The sequence below is a fragment of the Rhizobacter sp. Root404 genome, from assembly GCF_001425865.1.
GTDB lineage: Bacteria > Pseudomonadota > Gammaproteobacteria > Burkholderiales > Burkholderiaceae_C > LMDS01.
On the sequence record NZ_LMDS01000004.1, the window covers coordinates 2,025,798 to 2,047,070 of the forward strand.

At 70.4% G+C, this 21,273-nt stretch carries 16 protein-coding genes; 5 read left to right on the top strand and 11 right to left on the bottom strand.

Going from position 1 to position 21,273, the window contains the following annotated elements; genetic code table 11:
- Positions 1-28 precede the first annotated feature (28 nt).
- Positions 29-1,588: an RNA polymerase factor sigma-54 gene (locus ASC76_RS13710; protein WP_056466640.1), complete on the top strand. Its 1,560-nt coding sequence runs from the start codon at positions 29-31 to the stop codon at positions 1,586-1,588.
- Complete coding sequence (locus ASC76_RS13715; RefSeq protein ID WP_056466643.1) at positions 1,588-2,817, top strand: class I SAM-dependent RNA methyltransferase; 1,230 nt, start codon at positions 1,588-1,590, stop codon at positions 2,815-2,817. The genes ASC76_RS13710 and ASC76_RS13715 overlap by 1 nt, the downstream gene beginning before the upstream one ends.
- Here the strand turns inward: ASC76_RS13715 and ASC76_RS13720 are convergent.
- The 7 genes from ASC76_RS13720 to ASC76_RS13750 form a co-directional block, all read right to left on the bottom strand.
- A complete protein-coding gene (locus tag ASC76_RS13720; RefSeq protein WP_056466646.1) occupies positions 2,814-3,275 on the bottom strand; it encodes a YidB family protein in 462 nt (153 codons plus the stop codon). The genes ASC76_RS13715 and ASC76_RS13720 overlap by 4 nt on opposite strands.
- Positions 3,276-3,286: 11 nt before the next feature.
- Positions 3,287-4,465 (bottom strand): MFS transporter, encoded by a 1,179-nt coding sequence (locus ASC76_RS13725; RefSeq protein ID WP_056466649.1) that lies wholly within the window; start codon positions 4,463-4,465, stop codon positions 3,287-3,289.
- Complete coding sequence (locus tag ASC76_RS13730) at positions 4,462-5,190, bottom strand: 16S rRNA (uracil(1498)-N(3))-methyltransferase (RefSeq protein WP_056466652.1); 729 nt, start codon at positions 5,188-5,190, stop codon at positions 4,462-4,464. Before ASC76_RS13730 ends, ASC76_RS13725 begins: the two co-directional genes overlap by 4 nt.
- A 14-nt stretch (positions 5,191-5,204) precedes the next feature.
- Entirely contained in the window at positions 5,205-5,732 is a 528-nt protein-coding gene (locus ASC76_RS13735) for a hypothetical protein (RefSeq protein ID WP_056466655.1), read from the bottom strand.
- 9 nt (positions 5,733-5,741) lie between these two features.
- The gene (locus tag ASC76_RS13740; RefSeq protein ID WP_056466658.1) at positions 5,742-6,509 is read right to left on the bottom strand and encodes a 5'-methylthioadenosine/adenosylhomocysteine nucleosidase; all 768 of its coding nucleotides are present in this window, start codon (positions 6,507-6,509) and stop codon (positions 5,742-5,744) included.
- Positions 6,510-6,530: 21 nt separating this feature from the next.
- Positions 6,531-7,016 (bottom strand): hypothetical protein, encoded by a 486-nt coding sequence (locus tag ASC76_RS13745; protein ID WP_056466659.1) that lies wholly within the window; start codon positions 7,014-7,016, stop codon positions 6,531-6,533.
- 142 nt (positions 7,017-7,158) lie between these two features.
- Positions 7,159-8,832: a long-chain-fatty-acid--CoA ligase gene (locus tag ASC76_RS13750; protein WP_056466662.1), complete on the bottom strand. Its 1,674-nt coding sequence runs from the start codon at positions 8,830-8,832 to the stop codon at positions 7,159-7,161.
- 95 nt (positions 8,833-8,927) lie between these two features.
- On the opposite strand from ASC76_RS13750, the gene ASC76_RS13755 reads away from it, so the two are divergent.
- Positions 8,928-9,947: a 2-dehydropantoate 2-reductase gene (locus ASC76_RS13755; RefSeq protein ID WP_056466664.1), complete on the top strand. Its 1,020-nt coding sequence runs from the start codon at positions 8,928-8,930 to the stop codon at positions 9,945-9,947.
- On the opposite strand, the gene ASC76_RS13760 is transcribed toward ASC76_RS13755, so the two are convergent.
- The 4 genes from ASC76_RS13760 to ASC76_RS13775 all read right to left on the bottom strand — a co-directional run bounded on the left by ASC76_RS13760 (position 9,944) and on the right by ASC76_RS13775 (position 19,523).
- Positions 9,944-11,347 carry an efflux transporter outer membrane subunit gene (locus tag ASC76_RS13760; RefSeq protein ID WP_056466667.1) on the bottom strand — a complete coding sequence of 468 codons (1,404 nt, stop codon included), beginning with the start codon at positions 11,345-11,347 and terminating at the stop codon, positions 9,944-9,946. The two genes, ASC76_RS13755 and ASC76_RS13760, sit on opposite strands and share 4 nt — an antisense overlap.
- A complete protein-coding gene (locus tag ASC76_RS13765) occupies positions 11,344-14,625 on the bottom strand; it encodes an efflux RND transporter permease subunit (RefSeq protein WP_056466670.1) in 3,282 nt (1,093 codons plus the stop codon). The genes ASC76_RS13760 and ASC76_RS13765 overlap by 4 nt, the downstream gene beginning before the upstream one ends.
- Positions 14,626-14,971: 346 nt before the next feature.
- On the bottom strand, positions 14,972-18,097 hold the full coding sequence (locus tag ASC76_RS13770; protein WP_056466673.1) for an efflux RND transporter permease subunit: 3,126 nt from the start codon (positions 18,095-18,097) through the stop codon (positions 14,972-14,974).
- 28 nt (positions 18,098-18,125) lie between these two features.
- Entirely contained in the window at positions 18,126-19,523 is a 1,398-nt protein-coding gene (locus tag ASC76_RS13775; RefSeq protein ID WP_056466674.1) for an efflux RND transporter periplasmic adaptor subunit, read from the bottom strand.
- A gap of 173 nt (positions 19,524-19,696) precedes the next feature.
- Here ASC76_RS13775 and ASC76_RS13780 point away from each other — a divergent pair, with 173 nt between their 5' ends.
- Positions 19,697-20,461 carry a FadR/GntR family transcriptional regulator gene (locus ASC76_RS13780; RefSeq protein ID WP_056466677.1) on the top strand — a complete coding sequence of 255 codons (765 nt, stop codon included), beginning with the start codon at positions 19,697-19,699 and terminating at the stop codon, positions 20,459-20,461.
- A gap of 36 nt (positions 20,462-20,497) precedes the next feature.
- Complete coding sequence (locus tag ASC76_RS13785) at positions 20,498-21,268, top strand: SDR family oxidoreductase (RefSeq protein WP_056466680.1); 771 nt, start codon at positions 20,498-20,500, stop codon at positions 21,266-21,268.
- Positions 21,269-21,273 lie beyond the last annotated feature (5 nt).

A 21,273-nucleotide genomic window follows, 5' to 3' on the forward strand; every position in this document is an offset into this window, starting at 1 on the left:
CCCTCGCGCCTGTGCGAGGTCGCCGCGCGTGAAGCCGACCCTTCAATTTAGGCTGTCGCAGCATCTCGCGCTGACGCCACAACTCCAGCAATCGATCCGATTGCTGCAGCTCTCGACGCTCGAACTCCACCAGGAAGTCGAGCAGATGCTGGAGCAGAACCCGTTCCTCGAGACCGACGGCGATGAAGGGCCGGCGTTCGAGCCGCTGGTCGAGCGCACGACGCTGGCCGAGCGGGTCGGCGAGCGCGAGACCGAGCGCGCTGCCGAGACCGGCGGCGACGGTGTCGGCGCGAACGACGAAGCCGCCGCACCGCTCGACGCCGCCGAGTTCGGCGCCACCGAGCGCGACGACTGGGAGAACGGCACCGAGCGTGAAGACTTCGACGGCATCCGCGAGACCCCCGGCAAGAGCAGCGCCAGCCCCGACGGCGACGACTTCGACGGTGCCGACCGCGACACCGCGATCCCGAGTCTGCAGGATCACCTGCGCGAACAGCTCTCCAGCCTGCGCCTGTCGGCGACCGACGCCGCCGCGGTGATGGTGCTGATCGAGTCGCTGAACGACGACGGCTACCTCGACGACCCGCTCGAAGACATCGCCGCACAGCTCGCCGGCGACGACGCCGAGCAGCGCGAGGAACTGCTGGAACGCCTGCAATGCGGGCTGCGCTACCTGCAGAGCATGGAGCCGACCGGCGTCGGCGCGCGTGACCTGGCCGAATGCCTGACGCTGCAACTGCGCCTGCTGCCGCGCAGCGAGGCGCAGATGGTCGCGATCATCGTCTGCAAGTCCCACCTCGAGTTGCTCGCGCGGCGCGACCTGAAGAAGCTCTGCGCCGTCACCGGCGCCGACGAGGACATGCTGCGCGAGGCGCAGGGCCTGATCGTCGCGCTCGAACCCAAGCCCGGCCGCCAGTTCGCGCGCGCCGAGGCGAACATCATCATCCCGGACGTGATCGTGCAGAAGGCCGGCCGCGGCTGGAAGGTCACGCTCAACCCCGACGTGATGCCCAAGCTGCGCATCAACGACCTCTACGCCAACGCGATCCGCGCCCAGCGCGGCCCCGGCTCGCGCAGCGCGCCCGACGCCCTGAACGGCGCCGGCGCCGGGTTGAACTCGCGGCTGCAGGAAGCGCGCTGGTTCATGAAGAACATCCTGCAGCGCTTCGACACGATCCAGCGCGTCTCGCAGGCGATCGTCGAACGGCAGAAGAACTTCTTCACCCACGGCGCGATCGCGATGAAGCCGCTGGTGCTGCGCGAGATCGCCGACGAGCTCGGCCTGCACGAATCGACGATCTCGCGCGTGACGACCGCGAAGTACATGAACACGCCGTTCGGCACCTTCGAGCTGAAATACTTCTTCGGGTCGTCGCTGAACACCGAGGCCGGCGGCAATGCGTCGAGCACCGCGGTGCGCGCGCTGATCAAGCAGATCGTCGCGGCCGAGAACCCGGCCAAACCGCTGTCCGACAGCCAGATCTCGCAGATGCTCGACGAGCAGGGCATCCAGGTCGCGCGGCGCACGGTCGCGAAGTACCGCGACGCGCTGAAGATCGCGCCGACGCAACTGCGCAAGGCGATGTGATGCCGTTGCCGCTGTTCCTGCCCTGCGCTGCCGGCGTCGAGGCGCTGCTCACCGAAGAGATCGAACGCATCCTGCCGAAGGCGCGCGTGCATCAGGCGCGCGGCGGCGTCGCGCTCGAAGGCGACCCGCTGGAGGTGATGACGCTGAACCTCGAAAGCCGGCTGGCGCAGCGCGTGCTGATCGAGGTGGCGCACGGCTCGTACCGGGTCGAGAACGACATTTACGAACTCGCGCACAGCGTCGATTGGACGCAGTGGATCACGCCACAGCACACGCTGCGTGTCGACACCACCGCACACCGATCGCCGCTGAAGAGCCTGAACTTCGCGGCGCTGCGGGTGAAGGATGCCGTCTGCGATCTGCTGCGCGATGCGACCGGCGAACGCCCGAGCGTCGACACCCGCCACCCCGATCTGCAGATCGTGCTGCACCTCGGCGAGCTCGAAGCGACGATCTATGTCGACAGCTCGGGCGAGTCCCTGTTCAAGCGCGGCTGGCGCGAGGACAAGGGCGACGCGCCGCTGAAGGAGACGCTGGCCGCCGCGATGCTCGCCGCCGCCGGCTGGCGCGGCACAAAGGAAGCCGGCGGTGCGCTGCACGACCCGTGCTGCGGCTCGGGCACGATCGCGATCGAGGCCGCGCAGATCGCCTGCGGGATCGCCCCCGGGCTGAAGCGGCGCTTCGCGTTCGAGCGGCTGCTGCCGTTCATCGGCGACGAACAACGCGCCGAGCTGCAGCGCCTGCGCAGCTTTGCCACGGCGCGCATCCATGCGAGCGCGGTGCCGATCTTCGCGAGCGACGTGTCGTTCCGCATGGTCGATTTCGCGCGGCGCAACGCCGAGCGCGCGGGCGTGGCGGACGCGATCACGTTCAACGGCGGCGACGCGCTGGAGCGCCCTGCCCCCGAGCTGCCGTCCGGGCTGCCGGGCACGCTGGTGATCAACCCGCCGTACGGCGAGCGCATCGAGGTCGGCGGCAAGGCCGCGCGCGCGTCGGCGGAAGACAGAGACACGCCGAGCGACTTCTTCCCGCGCCTCTCGGCCCACTGGAAGCGCGCCTACACGCAGCACCCTGCCGGCTGGACCGCCTACGTGCTCAGCCCGGACATGAAGCTGCCGAGCGCGATGCGGCTGAAGGAATCGCGCCGCGTGCCGATGTGGAACGGGCCGATCGAATGCCGGCTGTTCCGCTTCGACCTGGTGGCGGGTTCGGCCCGCAGCAAGGTCTAGCGCCGCGCCGTCAGCTGACCGAGCAGCGCGCCCATGTCGTCGCCGAGGCCCTCGCCGGGCGCCTGACCTTCCGGCGTCAGCCGGTTCACGACCTCGGGCAGCATCTGCGACAACTGGCTGGCGGCCTCGCCATGCGACAGGCCCAGCTGCGCGGCGATCTGGCCGATCGTGTCGGCGCCGAGCACGTTCGACAGCTGGTCGCCCGAGATCGGCGCGTTCTGGCCGTGGCCGATCCACGAGCCGATCACGTCGCCCATGCCGCCCTGCGTGAAGCGGCCGATCAGGTCGCCCAGCCCGCCGATGCCCGCGCCCTGCGACTGCTGGCCGTTGGCCAGCATCGCGATCACCGTGCTCAACAGGACCGAGCCCGCGGTGCCCTGCGTGGCGCCGGGCGAGAGGGGCTGGGCTCCGGGTTGCGCGTTCGCCAGGGCGCCGATCACCGAATCAAGCAAGCTCATTGCAGCACTCCTCAGGTTGACACCTGATTCTGGGCACCCCGGCGCTGCAGCGCAAGCCAGGCGATCGCCAAGCCGGCGATCGCGACCGGCACGATCGAGCCGAGGTTGAGCAGCGTCCAGCCGCTGGTCGTCACCAGCGCGCCAGAGCTGAACGAGGTCAGCGTCATCGTCGTGAAGATCAGCGTGTCCATCGCCGCCTGCGCGGTCGTCTTCTCTTCGGGCCGATAGGCTTGCGTGAACAAGGTGGTGCCACCGATGAACAGGAAGTTCCAGCCGACGCCCAAGGTCAGCAAGGCGACCGTGAAGTGCATCAGGTCGACGCCGGCCAGCGCGATCGCGATGCACAGGACGTTCAGCGCGACGCCCGCCGCCATCACCGGCAGGCAACCGACACGTTTGATCAGCGAGCCGGTGAAGAAGCTCGGCACGAACATGCCCAGCACATGCCATTCGAGCACCAGGGCGGTGTTGCCGAAAGGGTGCGAGCACGCGGCCATCGCGATCGGCGTGGCGGCCATCAGCAGGTTCATCACGCCGTAGCCCAGTGCGCACGCCGTGACGGCAACGATGAACACCGGCTGGCGGGCGATCTCGCGCAGCGGCCGGCCGGGAGCCGCGGCACTCGGTTTCGGCAAGGGCGGGAACTCGATGAACGAGATGGTCAGCAGCGCGAGCAGGGCGACCACCACCAGCGCGGCATACGCACCGGCGAAGGGCACCGGCAGCGCGTCGCGCGTCACGCTCGCGAGGTTCGGGCCCGCGACGGCGCCGAGGATGCCGCCGGCGAGCACCCACGAGATCGCGCGCTCCTTGAATGCCGGCGCGACGATCTCGGTCGCCGCGAAGCGGTAGAGCCCGGCATTGGCGTTGTAGTAGCCGGCCATCAGCGTCGCCGCGACCAGCAGCCAGAACTGGTGCGAGACCGCCGCGTACGCGCACAGCGCGCTCGACAGCATCGCCACGACGAGCCCGGCCTGGAATGCGCGCCGGCGTCCCCACGCACGCTGGTGGCGCGCCACGAGCCCCGCACACAACGCACCGCCCGCGACGTAGCCGGTGATCGGCAAGGTCGCCATCCACGCGGTCGGTGCGAGCGCGAGGCCGACCAGGCCGTTGATCGCGATGAAGGTGACGTTGTTGGTGAGGAAGAGACCCTGGCAGAACGTGAGCAGCAGCAGTCGAGGGTTCATGGGGCGCCGATCGAGAGGTGGGCGAGCAGTGCGAGCGGCGCGGTGTCGGCCCGCAGCACGCGCGCGCCGAGCGAGACCGGCAGGAAGCCGGCGGCGCGCGCCAGCGCTTCCTCGGCCGGCGACAGGCCTCCTTCGGGCCCGCTCAACGAGATCACGCCGCCGGCCGGCAGCGGCATCGATGCCAACGGCGTGGCCCCGTCGAAGCTCAGCAGCCAGCGCGTCCGCTCGTCCGGCGCCGGCAGCTCGCGCAACCACTCGCCGAGCGACCGCACCGGCGCGACCTGCAGGACGCGCGTGCGCCCGCTCTGCTCGCTCGCGGCCAGCGCCACGCCCTGCCAGTGCGCGACTTTCTTCTGTGCGCGCTCGCCCGCAAGCCGCAGCACCGAGCGTTCGCACAACAGGGGCTGGACTGACACTGCGCCGAGTTCGGTCGCCTTCTCGATCACGGTGTCCATCCGCTCGTTCGCCGGCATGCCGAGCGCGAGCGTGATCGGCCGCGTCAACTCGCGATCGACATCGGCATGCGCGCCGAGCTGGACCGTGACCTCGCTGCGCCCCATCTGCACGACGCTGGCAGCGTGCTCGCCGCCGGCGCCGTCGAACAACGTCAGCGCCGCGCCGGGCTGCAGCCGCAGCACCTGCACATGACGCGCCGGACCGGGAGGCAGTGCGAACGTGCTGCCGATCGGCGGCAGCGGGTGATCGATGAACAGGCGAGGCGGCATGCGCCGAGTGTGCCTCAGCGCTCGCGCATGCCCGCCTCCGCACGGCGCCGCAGCGAGCGCCAACGACTGCGCCAGCGCCCGGCCATCTGGCGCAGTCCCTGCCATGCGGCCGACGCGAGCAACGCATGGCGCACCCGACGGCGCAGGTAACGCCATCGCGCCATGGTGCGGGCGAACCAGCGCAGCGTCATCAGCTGGGGCCGCAGCAGCACGAACAGGCGTCCGCCGATCGCCGTGCCCACCAGCTTGGCGGCCAGGATGACGACGAGGCCGAGCAGTGGCTGGCCGGCGCCGAGCAGCTGCAGCGCCAGCACCTTGACCGGCAGCAGCGCCAGCACCGGGACGAGGAACAGCACCAGCGCCGGGCGCGGCGGCAACGCGGCGATGCGCCTCTCCATGCGCTGCCACGGGCCCCAGCGCGCGAAGCGGCCGAGCCACGTCGCCAGCGGGTGCCAGCCGAATTCCTCGAGGAAGAACCACAGCGCCGCCAGCGCGAGCAGCAGCGCGCGCAGTGCGCGCCACAGCGGTCGGATCGCATTCACACGCCGACTTTACGCGCGGACGCGGTGCTGGAGCCAGTCCTCGACGATCGCGCGCGTGTAGACGCTCGCGACCTCATCGATGAAGCGCGTGAAGTCGACGTGCGCGCTGTCGTCGGCGCGGTCGGAGATCGTGCGCAGCACCGCGAACGGCCGGCCGAAATCGGCGCAGACCTGCGCGACCGCCGCGCCTTCCATCTCGACGGCGAGCGCGTCCGGCAGCACCTGGCGCAGCGCGTCGCTCGCCGCGACGCTGGGGACGAAGCGATCGCCGCTGACGACCAGCCCCCGGTGCACCAGCGGCGTCTCGATGGCGAAGCTCAACAGGTGCGCGCTGCCGATCAACGCGGCGGCATCGTCGATGCAGCGCTGCGACGCTGCCGCCAGCGCATCGGCCAGCCCGGCGTGGACATCGAAGCGCGAGCGGCCGGTCAGCGGCACCTCGAAGCGCGGGAACAGCGGCGAGGCGTCCATATCGTGCTGCAGCAGCTGCTCGGCGACAACGACATCGCCGACCTTCACGCCGCGCCGCAAGCCGCCCGCCACGCCGGTGAAGACCAGCTCGGTGGCCTGGAACTCGTGCAGCAGCAGCGCCGCGGTCGTGGTGGCGGCCACCTTGCCGATGCCGGACAGCACCAGCACGACCGGCTGGCCGTGGACCGTGCCTTGATGGAAGTCGCGCCCGGCGAGCCGCACCGGCTGGGGGTCGCGCAACAGCGGCAGCAATGCGCGCAGTTCGTCGTGCATCGCGCTGACGATGGCGATCGGCAGGCGCGACATCGGCGGCAGGTCGGGTGCCGCTCAGCCGCCGTACAACGTGCGCCGCGCGGCGGCAGCGACCGCTTCGCCCTTGCGCTCGGCGATCTGCGCCAACGTGCGCTGCGCGACGGCCTGCAGTTCCTCGATCGTGCCGGCCTTCTCGACCGCCAGCGTCAGCACGAAGCCGCGCAGGCCGAGTTCTTTCGAGATCATCTGCGTCAGCGCCGCAGTGAACTGCGCGTAGTCAAGCACCACCGGTTCGGCCGGCGCGGCGGGCGCCGCGGCAGCGCCCGGTCGATGGGCCGGCGCCGCGCCCGAGCGGCCCACCGGCGGCGCGATCGGCACGATCAACCCGAGCGACTGCAGCGCGGCAAAATCGTCGGCGCTGATGCCGGCCAGGTTGGCCAGCAGCATTTCCTCGGTCTTGACGCCATCGATGACAAGCAGCAGGTTGCGCTGCGCGCGCTCCTTCACGAGCGCACGCGCCTGGATTTCCGTTCGCCCTGCTTCGGTCTTGGCCCAGATCACCTGTGATGTCCCATTGACGCCGCGCGCCCGGCCTGCGGGGGCCGGGCGATCAGCGCGAATGTATCAGCACCATCGCTACAAAGGCGTGCCGCAGTGCCGGGCCGCGTTGCCACGGCGGCACGATGCGTGACAGGCGTCACTGTCACGCCTTGTCGCGCAACTCCCGGCGCAGGATCTTGCCGACGTTCGTCTTCGGCAGCTCGTTGCGGAACTCGACGACCTTGGGTCGCTTGTACCCGGTGAGGTTGGCCTCGCAGTAGGCGCGCACGTCGGCCTCGGTGACCGCCGGATTGCTGCGCACGATCACCAGCTTGACAGCCTCGCCGGCCTTGGCGTCCGGGATGCCGACCGCCGCGCATTCGAGGATGCCCGGCATCTGCGTGACCACGTCCTCGACCTCGTTCGGGTAGACGTTGAAGCCGCTGACCAGGATCATGTCCTTCTTGCGGTCGACGATCTTGAAGTAGCCGCGCTCGTCGACCACGCCGATATCGCCGCTGCGGAAGAAGCCGTCGGGCGTCATCACCTTGGCGGTCTCGTCGGGGCGCTGCCAGTAGCCGGCCATCACCTGCGGGCCCTTGATCGCGATCTCGCCCGGCGTGCCCAGCGGCACCTCGTTGCCGTCGTCGTCGAGCAGCTTCAGTTCGGTATTCGGCATCGGCAGGCCGATGTTGCCGCTGTAGGCGGTGCTGTCGACCGGGTTGCAGGTGGCCGACGGCGAGGTCTCGGACAGGCCATAGCCCTCGACGATCGGGCAGCCGGTCTTCTCGAGCCAGAGCTTCGCGGTGGCGCTTTGCACCGCCATGCCGCCGCCGACCGAGATCACCAGCCCGCTCCAGTCGACGCTGCTGAATTCGGGGTGGTGCGCCATCGCCTGGAACAGCGTGTTGACGGCCGGGAAGCTGTGGAAGGTCTCGCCCTTCAGCTCCTTGAACACGCTCGGCAGGTCGCGCGGGTTGGCGATCAGGATGTTGGCGCCGCCCATGCGCATCGCCAGCATCATGTTCGTGTTGAAACCGAAGATGTGATAGATCGGCAGCGCGCAGATCGTCACGATCTGCTGGCCGGCCGGGATCTTCTTCAGCGCCGGCTGGTACCAGGCCTCGGCCTGCAGGATGTTGGCGACCAGGTTGCGATGCAGCAGCACGGCGCCCTTGCTGACGCCGGTGGTGCCGCCGGTGTACTGCAGCACCGCGATGTCGTCGGGGCCCACGGTGGCGGGCTTGAAGGACTTGCCGCGACCCTGCGAGATCGCGGCGTTGAAGCGCACCGCGCCGGGCAGGCTGTAGGCCGGCACCATCTTCTTCACCTTGCGCACCACGTAATTGACGATGGCGGACTTCGGGAAGCCGAGCATGTCGCCGAGCGCGGTGATCACGATCTTCTGGGTCGGCACCGCGGCCAGCACCTGCTGCAGCGTGGTGGCGAAGTTCTCGACCATGATGATCAGCTTCGCGCCGGAGTCCTTCAGCTGGTGCTCGAGCTCGCGCGGCGTGTACAGCGGATTGACGTTGACGACGACATAGCCGGCGCGCAGCACCGCGGCGACCGCGACCGGGTACTGCGGCACGTTGGGCATCATGATCGCGACGCGGTCGCCCTTCGCCAGTCCCTGCGCCTGCAGGTAGGCGGCCAGCGCGCGCGAGGCGTCGTCGACCTGCGCGAAGGTGATCGTCTTGCCCATGAACTTGTACGCCATGCGGCCGGCGTACTTCTTGAAGCTCTCGTCCAACAGGGCGACCAGCGAGCCGTACTGCTCGACGTCGATCTCGGCCGGCACGCCGGCGGGGTACTGCTTCAACCAGGTCTTTTCCATCGAGGGCTCCGAGAAACAGCGGGGAATTCTGACCGAGCACCGTGGCACCCGGCCTAGGGTCTTGCCCCGGGGCACGCGCTGGTTAGCATGCCTCCATGACCGACCCCCACGCCGCCGCACCCGTTCTCGTGATGGGGGCCGGCACGATCGGCTGCTACCTGGGCGGCTGCCTGCAGGCGGCCGGCGTGCCGGTGATCCTCGTCGGGCGGCCGCGGGTGCTCGACGCGTTGCGCACCCACGGGCTGACCGTCTCCGATCTCGATGGCGGCAGCCGGCACATCGACGCGGCCGCGCTGCAATTGCATGAACGCATGCCCACCGGCATCCTGCCCCGGCTTGTGCTGCTCGCGGTGAAGAGCGGCGCGACCGCGGAGGCCGCCGCCACGCTGGCCGCTGCGCTGCCCGCCGGCACGCCGGTGGTGTCGATGCAGAACGGGTTGTCGAACGCGCTCGTCGGCCGCGGCGCCGCGCCGTCGCTGCGCTGGCTGGCGGGCATGGTGCCCTACAACGTCGCCGAGATCGGCCCGGGCCACTACCACCGCGGCACCACCGGCACGCTCGCGGCCCAGGACGACCCCGCGCTGCGCGCGGTCGCGGCCGACTTCGCCCGTGCCGGCCTGCCGCTGCAACTGCATGCCGACTTGCGCGCGGTGCAGTGGGGCAAGCTGCTGCTGAACTTGAACAACCCGGTCAACGCGCTCTCGGGCTTGCCGCTGCGCGCACAGCTGATGGACCGCGGCTACCGCCTGTGCCTGGCCGCGTTGCAGACCGAGGCGCTCGGCCTGCTGAAGCAGGCCGGCATCGCGCCGGCCCAGGTCGGTGCGCTGCCGGCACACCGCATCCCGCTGCTGCTGCAGCTGCCGACGCCGCTGTTCAAGCTGATCGCCGCGCGCATGCTGCGCATCGATCCGAAGGCCCGTTCGAGCATGGCCGACGACCTGGTGGCCGGCCGCGCCACCGAGATCGACGCGCTGTGCGGCGAGGTCGTGCGGCTCGCCGAATCGCTCGGCCGCACGGCGCCACGCAACGCGCGCATGATCGCCGCGGTGAACGCCTGGCCGCAGCAGCGCCTGCCCATGACCGCGCAGCGGATGAAGGCCGCGCTGGGGCTCTAGTTCAAGGCCGGCGCATGCCAGCCGCCACCGAGCGCCTGGATCAGTGCGATCGCCGAGGCCTGGCGGCTCGCCGCCAGTTGCGCCAGCGTGCGACGCGCGTTCAACGCCGACGCCTGCGCCGTGACGACCTCGGTGTAGCTCACCTGGCCGGCCTGGTAGCGGTTGAGGAGTTGTTGCTCGGTCAGGTCGGCGGCTTCGGACGCGGCCTTGCGCAGGCCCGCCTGCTCGGCGAGCGCGCGCGTGACCGAGAGCTGGTCCTCGACCGCCTGGAACGCCGTCAGCACGGTCTGGCGGTAGCGGGCCACGGCCGCGTCGCGGGCGGCCTCGGCACCCTCGACCTTCGCGCGAGTCGCGCCGGCATCGAACAGCGTCTGCGCGACCGACAGGCCGACCGACCACAGCGTGGTCGAGGCATTGAACAGGTCGCCGATGCGGCTGGTCGAGTTGCCGAGCGACGCGCTCAGGCCGAAGCTCGGGAAGTAGGCCGACCGCTGGATGCCGATGTTCGCGTTGGCGACCGCGACGGCACGCTCGGCCGAGGCGATGTCGGGCCGGCGCTGCAGCAGCTCCGACGGCACGACCAGCGGCACCGCCGGCACGGTCATGTTCCAGGTCGTCGGCGCGATCGAGAGTTCGGCCGGCGCCTTGCCGATCAGCACCGCGATCGCGTGCTCGAGTTGCGCGCGGGTGCTGGTCAGGCTGGCGAGATCGGCCTGCGCGTTCGCGAGTTGCGTCTGGGCCTGCAGCAGGTCGGTGCGCGGTGCGATGCCGGCGGTGTAGCGGTTCTGCGTGATCGTCACGGCGCGCTGGTAGGCCGTGACCGTGCGCCGCAGCAGCTCGAGCTCGGTGTCGGCGTCGCGCAGCGAGAAGTAGTTGGTCGCCAGTTCGCCCTGCGCCGACAGGCGCGCCGCGGCCAGGTCGGCAGCGCTCGCCTGCACGCTCGCCTGCGCGCCCTGCGCGGCCAGGCGCAGCGACCCCCACACGTCCGGCGCCCAGCTCGCGCCGACACCGAGCCGGAAGTCATTGCCGGTGCTGCTCGCGCCGCGCCCGCCGCTGCGCTGCGCGCTGCCGTCGAGCGTGATCTGCGGGAACAGCGACGCGCGCGCCTGCGCCACCAGCGCCTGCGCCTGCGCGTACGCGGCCACCGCGGCGGCGACGTTCTGATTCGAGACCTCGACCTGCGCGGTCAGCCGGCTCAGCTCGGCGTCGCCGAACAGCTCCCACCACGGGCCGCGGTCCAGCGTGTCGGCCGGCGCGGCCGGGAACCAGCCGGCGTCGGCGGCCGGCGCCTCCTTGAAGGCCGCGGGCGTCGTGACCTCGGGCGCCCGGTACGGGGGGGAGGCGCAGGCCGCCAGCAGCGCGGCGGCCGTCGCGGTGAGCACGAGCAGGGGTGTCTTCATGGGGCGTTCGCAGGGGTCGGCGTCGGGTCGATGCCGCGACTGAGGTGGCGTTCGTCGGCGCCGCGGCGGCGCAGCTTGTCGAGCAGCAGGTAGACGACCGGCGTGGTCAGCAGCGTCAGCACCTGGCTGGCGATCAGCCCGCCGATGATCGCGATGCCGAGCGGCTGGCGCAGCTCCGAGCCTTCGCCGAAGCCGATCGCGAGCGGCAATGCGCCGAGCGCCGCGGCCAACGTCGTCATCAGGATCGGGCGGAAGCGCAGCAGGCAGGCCTCGCGCACCGCCTCGTGCGGGCTCAGACCGCGTGCGCGCTCGGCCTCGAGCGCGAAATCGATGATCAGGATCGCGTTCTTCTTGACGATGCCGATCAGCAGGAACACGCCGATCAACGCCATGATCGAGAACTCCATCCTGAACATCAGCAATGCCAGCACCGCGCCGACGCCGGCCGACGGCAACGTGCTGAGCACCGTGACCGGGTGCACCAGGCTTTCGTACAGGATGCCGAGCACGAGGTAGATCACGACGATCGCGGCGACGATCAGCAGCGTCTGCTGGCTGTTCGACTGCTGCGCGCTCGCGGCGCTGCCGGCGAAGTCGCCGCGCACGCTGGTCGGCAGGCCGATGTTGGCCTCGGCGGTCTTGATCGCGTCGCGGGCCTGGTCGAGCGTCGCGCCGGGGGCGAGGTTGAACGAGATCGTCGTGGCGAGTTCGGTGTCCTGGTGGTTGACCGAGGTCGCGGTCGACTCCTCGGCGAACGAGGCGATGGTCGCGAGCGGCACGAGGTTGGTCACGCTGTTCGCCAGCACGCTGCCGGTCGACGCGCCCTTGACGCCCGGATTGGCCGAGACCGCGGGGGCGGCCGACGAGGACGTGCCGCTCGTCGCGGTGCTCGGCGCCGCCGTGCTCTCGACCGCGACGGTCTGCCCGCCGCTGCTGACCAGGCGCGTGGCGGGGACGTAGATGTCGGCCAGCGCGTTCGGGCTGGTGGTGTAGCCGGGCGCCCATTCCATGACCACGTGGTACTGGTTCAGCTCGGTGTAGATCGTCGCGACCTGGCGCTGGCCGAACGCGTTGTAGAGCGCCGAGTCGATCGCGTTCGAGCTGACGCCCAGGCGCTTGGCGGCGTCGCGGTCGACCTTCACGACCGTCTGCACGCCGTTCTCCTGCTGGTCGGTGTCGACATCGGTCAGCACCGGCTGCAGCTTCATCTCGTCGTTGAGCCGCGCCGCCCAGGTCTTCAGGGCCTGGTTGTTGTCGCTCTTGAGCGTGTACTGGTAGGTCGAATTGCTGGAACGGCCGCCGGAACGCACGTCCTGCACCGGGTTCAGGAAGATCGACAGGCCGGTGACGCGCGCGAGTTGCGGGCGCAGCCGCGCGATCACCGCGAGGCCGGTGTCGGTGCGCTGGCCCGCGCCGCGCCCGAGCGGCTTCAGGTTGACGAACATGAAGCCGCCGCCGGCGCGGCCCCCGCCGGTGAAGCCGACGACGGTGGCGACAGCCGGGTCCTTGCGCACGATGTCGACGACCTGGCGCAGCTTCTCGCCCATCGCCTTGGTCGAGATGCTCTGGTCGGCGCGCAGGCCACCGTTGAGCTGGCCGGTGTCCTGCTGCGGGAAGAAGCCCTTGGGGGCGACCGCGAACAGGTAGACGTTCAGGCCGATCACCGCCAGCAGGATGAACATCACCAGCGCCTTGCTGGCCAGCGCCCAATCGAGGCTGGCCTCGTAGCGCCGCCACACCCACTGGTAGCCGCGCTCCGCGACGCGTGCCACGCGCCCCGGTGGCTTGGCCTGCGCGCCGCCCGGCTTCAGCAGCCACGCGCACATCATCGGCGTGGTGGTCAGCGAGATCACCAGCGAGATCAGCACCGCGGCCGACAGCGTGACCGCGAACTCCTTGAACAGCCGCCCCTGCTGACCGCCCATGAACAGCAGCGGGATGAACACCGCCACCAGTGACACGCTGATCGACAGCACCGTGAAGCCGACCTCCTTGGCGCCGAGCAGTGCGGCCTGCATGCGCGACATGCCGGCCTCGATGTGGCGGCTGGTGTTCTCGAGCACGACGATCGCGTCGTCGACGACGAAGCCGGTCGCCACCGTCAGCGCCATCAGGCTCAGGTTGTTGAGCGAGAAGCCGAGCAGGTACATGACCCCGAAGGTGCCGAGCAGCGCGACCACCGTCGCGACCGCCGGCACGATGGTGGCGCGCACGCTGCGCAGGAACAGGCTGACCACGAGCACGACCAGCAGCACCGAGATCACCAGCGTGAGTTCGACCTCGTGCAACGAGGCGCGGATCGAATTGGTGCTGTCGGTGGCGACCTGCAGCGTCACGTCGGCCGGCAGGTCGGCCTGCAGTTCGGGCAGCAGCGCGCGCACCGCGTCGACGGTCTCGATCACGTTGGCCGACGGCTGCCGCGTGACCAGGACGATGATCGCCGGCTCGCCGTTGAACAGACCGAGGGTGCGGGTGTCCTCGACGCCGTCGACGACCTGCGCCACATCCTGCAGCCGCACCGCCGCACCGTTGCGCCACGCGATCACCATCGGCGCGTAGTCGCTCGCGCGCAGCGCCGGCGTCTGGGTGTAGATCTGCAGCCGGCGGTCGTCACCCTGGACGATGCCCTTCGGCCGGTTCGCGTTGCTGGCCTGGATCGCGGCGCGCACGTCTTCGGTGCTGATGCCGACCTTGTTCAGCGCGAACGGGTTCAACTCGATCCGCACCGCCGGCAGCGAGCCGCCGCCGATCTCCACGTCGCCCACGCCGTCGACCTGCGACAGCCGCTGGCTCACGATGTTGGAGACCGACTCGTAGATCTGCCCCGGCGTCTTGGTCTTCGACGTGAGCGCCAGGATGATCACCGGCGCCGCCGCCGGGTTCACCTTGCGGTAGGTCGGATTGCTGCGCAACGTGGCGGGCAGGTCGACCCGGCTCGCGTTGATCGCAGCCTGCACCTCGCGCGCGGCGCCGTCGATGTTGCGGCTCAGGTCGAACTGCAGCGTCACCCGGGTCGAGCCGGTACCGCTCGACGAAGTGATCTCGTTGACGCCGGCAATCGTGCCGAGGTGGCGTTCCAACGGCGTCGCCACGCTCGTCGCCATGGTGTCCGGACTCGCGCCGGGGATGCTGGCGCTGACCGAGATCACCGGGAAGTCGACCTGCGGCAGTGGCGAGACCGGCAGCGCGAAGAACGCGCCGATGCCGGCGAGCGCGATTCCGATCGTCAGCAGGACGGTGCCGATGGGGCGGCGGACGAAGGGGGCCGACAGGTTCATGCGTTGCCGCCTGTCGTGGTTTGAGCGGCAAAGGCGCGTTCGGGTGCGCTGCGCCTTTGCTGCAAGCGTCGGAGCTCTTCGGCGAAAGTGCTCAGGTGGTGAGGGTCGCGGCAGGCGGCACCCGGCAGGGGCGATTTGGGTGGCGGTGAGGAGCGCAGCTTCGGGGCCGGCGCGCGCAGCGCGCTCGTTGTCTGACTTCCGAGCGCCTGTCTGAACGGAGCGAACGGAGTGAGCGCAGTGAGTTGGCGAGGACGGCCCCGAAGCGAGCACCGCAACGCAGTCGCCACGCAGTGGCGACCGCCACCGAATGAGCCCCTGTCGGGTGCCGCCCGCCGCGACGCGCGACTCACTGCACAGTCTCCGTCACCGGATCGCCACCGGGACGCGAACCGCGAAACCGCCGACCCAACCGATCGAATCCGAGATAGATCACCGGCGTCGTGAACAGCGTCAGCAACTGGCTCACGATCAACCCGCCGAAGATCGCCAACCCCAAGGGACGACGCAGCTCCGCCCCATCGCCCCAGCTCAGCATCAGCGGCACCGCGGCGAACAGCGCCGCCAGCGTCGTCATCAAGATCGGCCGCAGGCGCAACAGCGCCGCCTGGTGGATCGCGTCACGCGGGCTCTTGCCTTCGGTGCGCTCGGCGTCGATCGCGAAGTCGATCATCATGATCGCGTTCTTCTTGACGATGCCGATCAGCAGGATGATGCCGATGATGCCGATCACGCCGAGGTCGTTGCCGGTCAGCATCAGCGCGAGCAGCGCACCGACGCCGGCCGATGGCAGCGTCGAGAGGATCGTCAGCGGATGCACGTAGCTCTCGTACAGCACGCCGAGCACGATGTAGACGCAGATCACCGCGGCCAGGATCAGCCACAGCTGGTTCGACAGCGACTTCTCGTACGCGCCCGAGGCGCCGAGGAAGGTCATCGTCACGTTCGGCGGCAGGCCGATGTCCTTCGCGGCCTGGCGGATCGCGTCGACCGCGGCACCGAGCGCCACGCCGCCCGCGGTGTCGAAGTTCAACGTGCTCGCCGGATACTGCGCGACGTGCGTGATCTGCAGCGGCGCCTGGCGCTCGGTGACGGTCGCGAACGCCGACAGCGGCGTGGCCGTGCCGCCGCCGGTGATCAGGTTCAGGCGGCCCAGGTCGGGCACGTTCTCGACCAGCCCCGGGCGCGCCTCGAGGATCACGCGGTACTGGTTGGTCTCGGTGAAGATCGTCGAGACGATGCGCTGGCCGAACGCGCTGTACAGCGCGTCGTCGACCGCGCTTGCGGTCACGCCCAGGCGCGACGCGGTGTCGCGGTTCACCTCGATGTACGCGGCCAGGCCCTGCGCGCCGGCGTCGCTGCTGACGTTGCGCACCTGCGGCACGTCGTGCAGGCGCGCGACCAGCTTGTTCATCCACTGCGTGATGGTCGCGCTGTCGACGCCTTCGAGCGAGACGCGGTACTGGGTCGGGCCGGTCTCGGCGTCGATCGTCAGGTCTTGCGTCGGCTGCAGCGCGAGCGTCACGCCGGCGACCTTGGCGACGCGCTCGCGCAGCCGGTCCATCGTGGCCTGCTGGTCGCCGTGGCCGGGCTTCAGGTTGATCAGCAGGCTGCCGGCGTGCAGCATCGTGTTGTTGGCGGCGTCGACGCCGACGAACGAGCTCAGGTTCTCGACGTCCGGGTCCTCGAGGATCGCGCGGGCCGCGTCTTGCTGCAGCTGCGCCATGCGCGCGTACGACACGTCCTGCGCGGCCTGGATGCGGCCCTGCAGCTGGCCGGTGTCCTGGGTCGGGAACAGGCCCTTCGGGATCCACAGGTACAGCAGCGCGGTCAGCACGAAGGTGGCGAGCGCCACCAGCAGCGTGATCGCCTGGTGGTCGATCACCCACACCAGCGAGCGGTCGTAGCGGTGCATCACGTCGCCGAAGAACCGCTGCGTGCGCGACGGCGGTTTGGGGCTCTCGGGCTCGGCCTTCGGCTTCAACCAGCGCGCCGACATCATCGGCACCAGCGTGAGCGAGACCACGGCCGAGATCAGGATCGTGATCGCCAGCGTCACCGCGAACTCGCGGAACAGGCGGCCCACCACGTCGCCCATGAACAGCAGCGGGATCAGCACCGCGATCAGCGAGACCGTCAGCGAGATGATCGTGAAGCCGATCTGCGTCGCGCCCTTCAACGCGGCGGCCATCGGGTGCTCGCCATCCTCGATGTAGCGGGCGATGTTCTCGATCATCACGATCGCGTCGTCGACGACGAAGCCGGTCGCGATCGTCAGCGACATCAGGCTCAGGTTGTTCAGGCTGTAGCCGAGCAGGTACATCACTCCGAAGCTGCCGACCAGCGAGATCGGCACCGCGATGCTGGCGATCACCGTCGCGCGCAGGCTGCCGAGGAACGCGAAGATCACCAGCACGACCAGCACCACCGCGAGGATCAGCTCCATCTGCACGTGCTCTACCGACGCGCGGATGCCGGTGGTGCGGTCCGACAGCACCTCGATCTTCAGCGCCGCCGGCAGCCCGGCCTGCAGCACGGGCAGCTGCTTCTTGATCGCGTCGACGGTGGCGATCACGTTCGCGCCGGGCTGGCGCTGCACGTTCATGATGATCGCGGGGGTCAGCGTCGGGCCGTCGGGAGTCGCCGTCCCGGCCCACGCGCCGAGCTGGTTGTTCTCGGCGCTCTCGACGACCCGCGCCACGTCGATCAGGCGGATCGGCGCGCCGTTCTTGTAGCTGACGATCAGGTTCTTGTAGTCGTCGACGGTCAGCAGCTGGTCGTTCGCGTTGATCGTGTAGGCGCGCTTCGGGCCGTCGAAGCTGCCCTTCGCGGCGTTGGAGTTGGCGGCGCTGATGGCGGTGCGCAGCGTGTCCAGGCCGATGCCGTACGACGACAGCGATTGCGTGTCCGCCTGGATGCGCACCGCCGGCCGCTGCCCGCCGCTGAGCGACACCAGGCCCACGCCGCTGACCTGGCTGACCTTCTGCGCGAGCCGCGTGTTGACGAGGTTCTGCACCTCGGTGAGCGGCAGCGTGTCGGAGGTGATCGCGAGCGTCAGCACCGGCGCATCGGCCGGGTTGACCTTGGCATAGACCGGCGGCGCCGGCAGGTCGGCCGGCAGCAGCGAGCCGCCGGCGTTGATCGCGGCCTGCACCTCCTGCTCGGCCACGTCCAGCGTCATGCCGAGCGTGAATTGCAGCGTGACGATCGAGACGCCGGCCGCGCTCGTGGAGGCCATGCGGTCCAGCCCCGACATCTGCCCGAACTGGCGCTCCAGCGGCGCGGTGACGGTGTTGCTCATCACCTCCGGGCTGGCGCCGGGGTAGATCGTCTGGACCTGGATCGTCGGGTAATCGACCTGCGGCAGCGCCGAGAGTGGCAGGAAGCGGAACCCCACCAGGCCGGCCAGCACGATCGCCAGCATCAGCAGCGAGGTCGCGACCGGCCGCTCGATGAACGGGCGGGACGGGCTCATGCGTGCGCCCCCGCCGCGCCGGCGCCCGTCATTGCGTGGCGCTCGCCGCGCGGTCGCGCCGGCGGGCGCCCGAGGCCGACGGCGACGCGCCGTCGCCGTACGCGCCCGACGCACCGCTGGCCGCGCCGCCGCGGCGCCCGCGCGCGCCGGACGCTGCACCCGATGCCGCGCCGGCCGGCCGGTCGACCGCCGTCTGCACGCGCGCACCATCCTTCAGCCGGTCGCCCCCTTCGGTCACGACCTGCTCGCCGAGCGCGAGCCCGGCGGTGATCGCGACGTTGTCCACGCCGGCCTCGCCGCGGGTCACGTTGCGCAGCGTGACCGTGCGGTCCTCGTTGATCACGTAGACGAAGTCGCCGCTCGGGCCGTGGCGCAGCGCCGTCACCGGCACGACGATCGCGCCTTCGATCGTGCGCAACAGCAGCCGCGCGTTGACGAACTGGTTCGGGAACAGCGTGCCTTGCGCGTTGGCGAAGCGCGCCTTGGCCTTCACGGTGCCGGTGGTGGTGTCGATCTGGTTGTCGAGCGTCGAGAACGCGCCGGTGTCGAGCGCGCGCGTGCGCGAGCGGTCCCACGCGGCGACCGCGAGCGTCGCGCCGCCGCCGGTCCGCGCCTGGATCTCGGGCACGCGGTCCTGCGGGATCGCGAACTCGACGTCGATCGGCGCGACCTGCGTGATCAGCGCGACGCCGCCGGTGGTATTGGTGCTGATCGAATTGCCGGCATCGACCGGTCGCAGGCCGACGCGGCCCGAGATCGGCGCGACGATGCGGGTGTAGCCGAGGTTGAGCCGGGCGGTGCCCTCGTTGGCCCGGTCGATCGTCACGGTGCCCTGCAGCTGCTTGACCAGCGCGGCCTGGGTGTCGACGTCCTGGCGCGCGATCGAGTCCTGCGCGAGCAGCGTCTGGTAGCGCTGCAGCGTGACCTGCGCGGCCTGCAGCTGCGCCTCGTCGCGCAGGCGCGCGCCGGTGGCCTGTTGCAGCGCCATCTCGAACGGCTCCGGCGCGATCGTCGCGAGCAGCTCGCCCTTGCGCACCATCTGACCTTCCTTGAACAGGACCTGGGTCAACACGCCGGAGACCTGCGGCTGGACCGTGACGCTGGCGACCGGCAGCACCGTGCCCAGCGCCTCGATGATCACGGGGATGTCGGCGCGCTTCGCGACCGCGACGCCGACCGTGCTCGGGGGACCGCCGCGGCCGCCACCCGGGCCCCGTGCGCCGGGAGCGCCGCCGCCGGGGGCCGACGCGCCCGCCGCGCCAGCGGGCGTCGCCGGGTGCGTCAGGTGCCAGGCCCACCACCCGATCGCACCGAGCGCGAGCAGCGCGACGAGGCTGCCGAGCCAGCGACTGCGGCGCGTGACGGGCGCGCGCGGGGCGCTGCTCGACAAGGGGGAGGAATGCGGTGGCGGCTCGGGTTGTTCCATGCGTGGAATTCTGATGGCTGCGAGCTGGCGCGCCGGCAGCGTTGTTCGGTCCCCGGGGACCGCAGGTACAGGGCCGGGGAAACCCGATGTTGACCCGATCCGGCAGCATCCACTATTCTTTACCGAAATTGGTCAGGCCACTTGACCGCGGAACGCCCTCACCTGTCGCCGTCATGCCGATCCAGACCATCGAACCCCGCCGCCTCTACCGCCAGATCGCCGACCAGCTGCGCGGCCTGCTCGAGCGCGGCGAATACGCGGTCGGCTCGCGCCTGCCGCCCGAGCGCGACCTGGCGCTGCAGCTCGGTGTGTCGCGCCCCTCGGTGCGCGAGGCGCTGATCGCGCTGGAGGTCGAGGGGCTGGTCGAGGTGCGGATGGGCTCGGGCATCTACGTGCTGCCGCCGGACGACGCGCCGCGCACCCATCACGTCGGCGCGGAGGGACCGCTCGAGACCATCCGCGCCCGCCAGGTCATCGAGAGCGGCCTGGCCGCGCACGCCGCGCAGCACATGAAGAAGGCGCAGATCGCCGGGCTGCGCAACGCCGTCGCGTTGATGCAGCAGGAGCTCGACAGCGGCCTGCTCGCCTGGCAGGGCGACCGGCTGTTCCACGCCCGCATTGCCGAGGCGTCCGAGAACTCGGTGCTGGTGCGCATCGTCGGCGAGCTGCACGACGAGCGCCACAACCCGCTGGCCGAGCAGCTGATCAGCCACTTCGAGACCGAGCGCAGCTGGCGCGCCGCGATCGACGAGCACCTCGCGGTGATCGACGCGATCGCCAGCCGCTCGCCCGAGGCCGCGCGCAGCGCGATGGCCACGCACTTGCAGAACTCGCACGACCGCTACACCGCCAGCATCGCCAGCGCCAAGCCGGTCGACGCCCGCGCGCGCCTCAAGCCGCCCGCGCCGCGCCGCCGCGCGGTGCGCAGGGCGGCCTGATCCTTTCCCGATGAATCAACCCGAAAGCTCGCAGACATGACCCAACGACTCCAGGGCAAGACCGCCTTCGTGACCGCCGCCGGCCAGGGCATCGGCCGTGCCACTGCCGAGGCCTTCGTGCGCGAAGGTGCACGCGTGATCGCCACCGACATCAACGAGGCGCTGCTCGCCGACCTCGCGAGGGCGACCGGCTGCCAGACCCGCCTGCTCGACGTGACCGACGCCAACGCGGTGACCGCGGCGGCGCAGGCCGCCGGCGCGGTGCAGATCCTGTTCAACGGTGCCGGCTACGTGCATGCCGGCACGATCCTCGACTGCGACGAGAAGGCCTTCGAGTTCTCGTTCGACCTGAACGTGCGGGCGATGTACCGCATGACCCGCGCGTTCCTGCCGGCGATGCTCGAATCCGCCGCCACGGGCAACGGCAACGGCTCGATCATCAACGTGGCGTCGGTGGCCGGCAGCATCAAGGGCGCGCCGAACCGGTTCGTCTATGGCGCGACCAAGGCGGCCGTCATCGGCATGACGAAGTCGATCGCCGCCGACTTCATCACCCGCGGTGTGCGCTGCAACGCGATCTGCCCGGGCACGGTCGAATCGCCGTCGCTGCGCGAGCGGATGGCCGCACTTGCAAAATCGACCAACCAGACGCTCGAACAGGCCGAGGCCTGGTTCGTGGCGCGCCAGCCGATGGGGCGCGTGGGCACGACCGCGGAGATCGCCGCGCTGGCGGTGTACCTGGCGTCGGACGAATCCGGCTTCACCACCGGCACCGCGCAGATCATCGACGGCGGCTGGTCCAACTGATCACT

What these genes read in the sequence shown, in the direction of transcription:
- ASC76_RS13715 (WP_056466643.1), top strand. Translation starts at nt 1,588, where the DNA reads ATGCCGTTGCCGCTGTTCCTGCCCTGCGCTGCCGGCGTCGAGGCGCTG.
- ASC76_RS13720 (WP_056466646.1), bottom strand. Translation starts at nt 3,275, where the DNA reads ATGAGCTTGCTTGATTCGGTGATCGGCGCCCTGGCGAACGCGCAACCC.
- ASC76_RS13725 (WP_056466649.1), bottom strand. Translation starts at nt 4,465, where the DNA reads ATGAACCCTCGACTGCTGCTGCTCACGTTCTGCCAGGGTCTCTTCCTC.
- ASC76_RS13730 (WP_056466652.1), bottom strand. Translation starts at nt 5,190, where the DNA reads ATGCCGCCTCGCCTGTTCATCGATCACCCGCTGCCGCCGATCGGCAGC.
- ASC76_RS13740 (WP_056466658.1), bottom strand. Translation starts at nt 6,509, where the DNA reads ATGTCGCGCCTGCCGATCGCCATCGTCAGCGCGATGCACGACGAACTG.
- ASC76_RS13750 (WP_056466662.1), bottom strand. Translation starts at nt 8,832, where the DNA reads ATGGAAAAGACCTGGTTGAAGCAGTACCCCGCCGGCGTGCCGGCCGAG.
- ASC76_RS13755 (WP_056466664.1), top strand. Translation starts at nt 8,928, where the DNA reads ATGACCGACCCCCACGCCGCCGCACCCGTTCTCGTGATGGGGGCCGGC.
- ASC76_RS13760 (WP_056466667.1), bottom strand. Translation starts at nt 11,347, where the DNA reads ATGAAGACACCCCTGCTCGTGCTCACCGCGACGGCCGCCGCGCTGCTG.
- ASC76_RS13765 (WP_056466670.1), bottom strand. Translation starts at nt 14,625, where the DNA reads ATGAACCTGTCGGCCCCCTTCGTCCGCCGCCCCATCGGCACCGTCCTG.
- ASC76_RS13770 (WP_056466673.1), bottom strand. Translation starts at nt 18,097, where the DNA reads ATGAGCCCGTCCCGCCCGTTCATCGAGCGGCCGGTCGCGACCTCGCTG.
- ASC76_RS13775 (WP_056466674.1), bottom strand. Translation starts at nt 19,523, where the DNA reads ATGGAACAACCCGAGCCGCCACCGCATTCCTCCCCCTTGTCGAGCAGC.
- ASC76_RS13780 (WP_056466677.1), top strand. Translation starts at nt 19,697, where the DNA reads ATGCCGATCCAGACCATCGAACCCCGCCGCCTCTACCGCCAGATCGCC.
- ASC76_RS13785 (WP_056466680.1), top strand. Translation starts at nt 20,498, where the DNA reads ATGACCCAACGACTCCAGGGCAAGACCGCCTTCGTGACCGCCGCCGGC.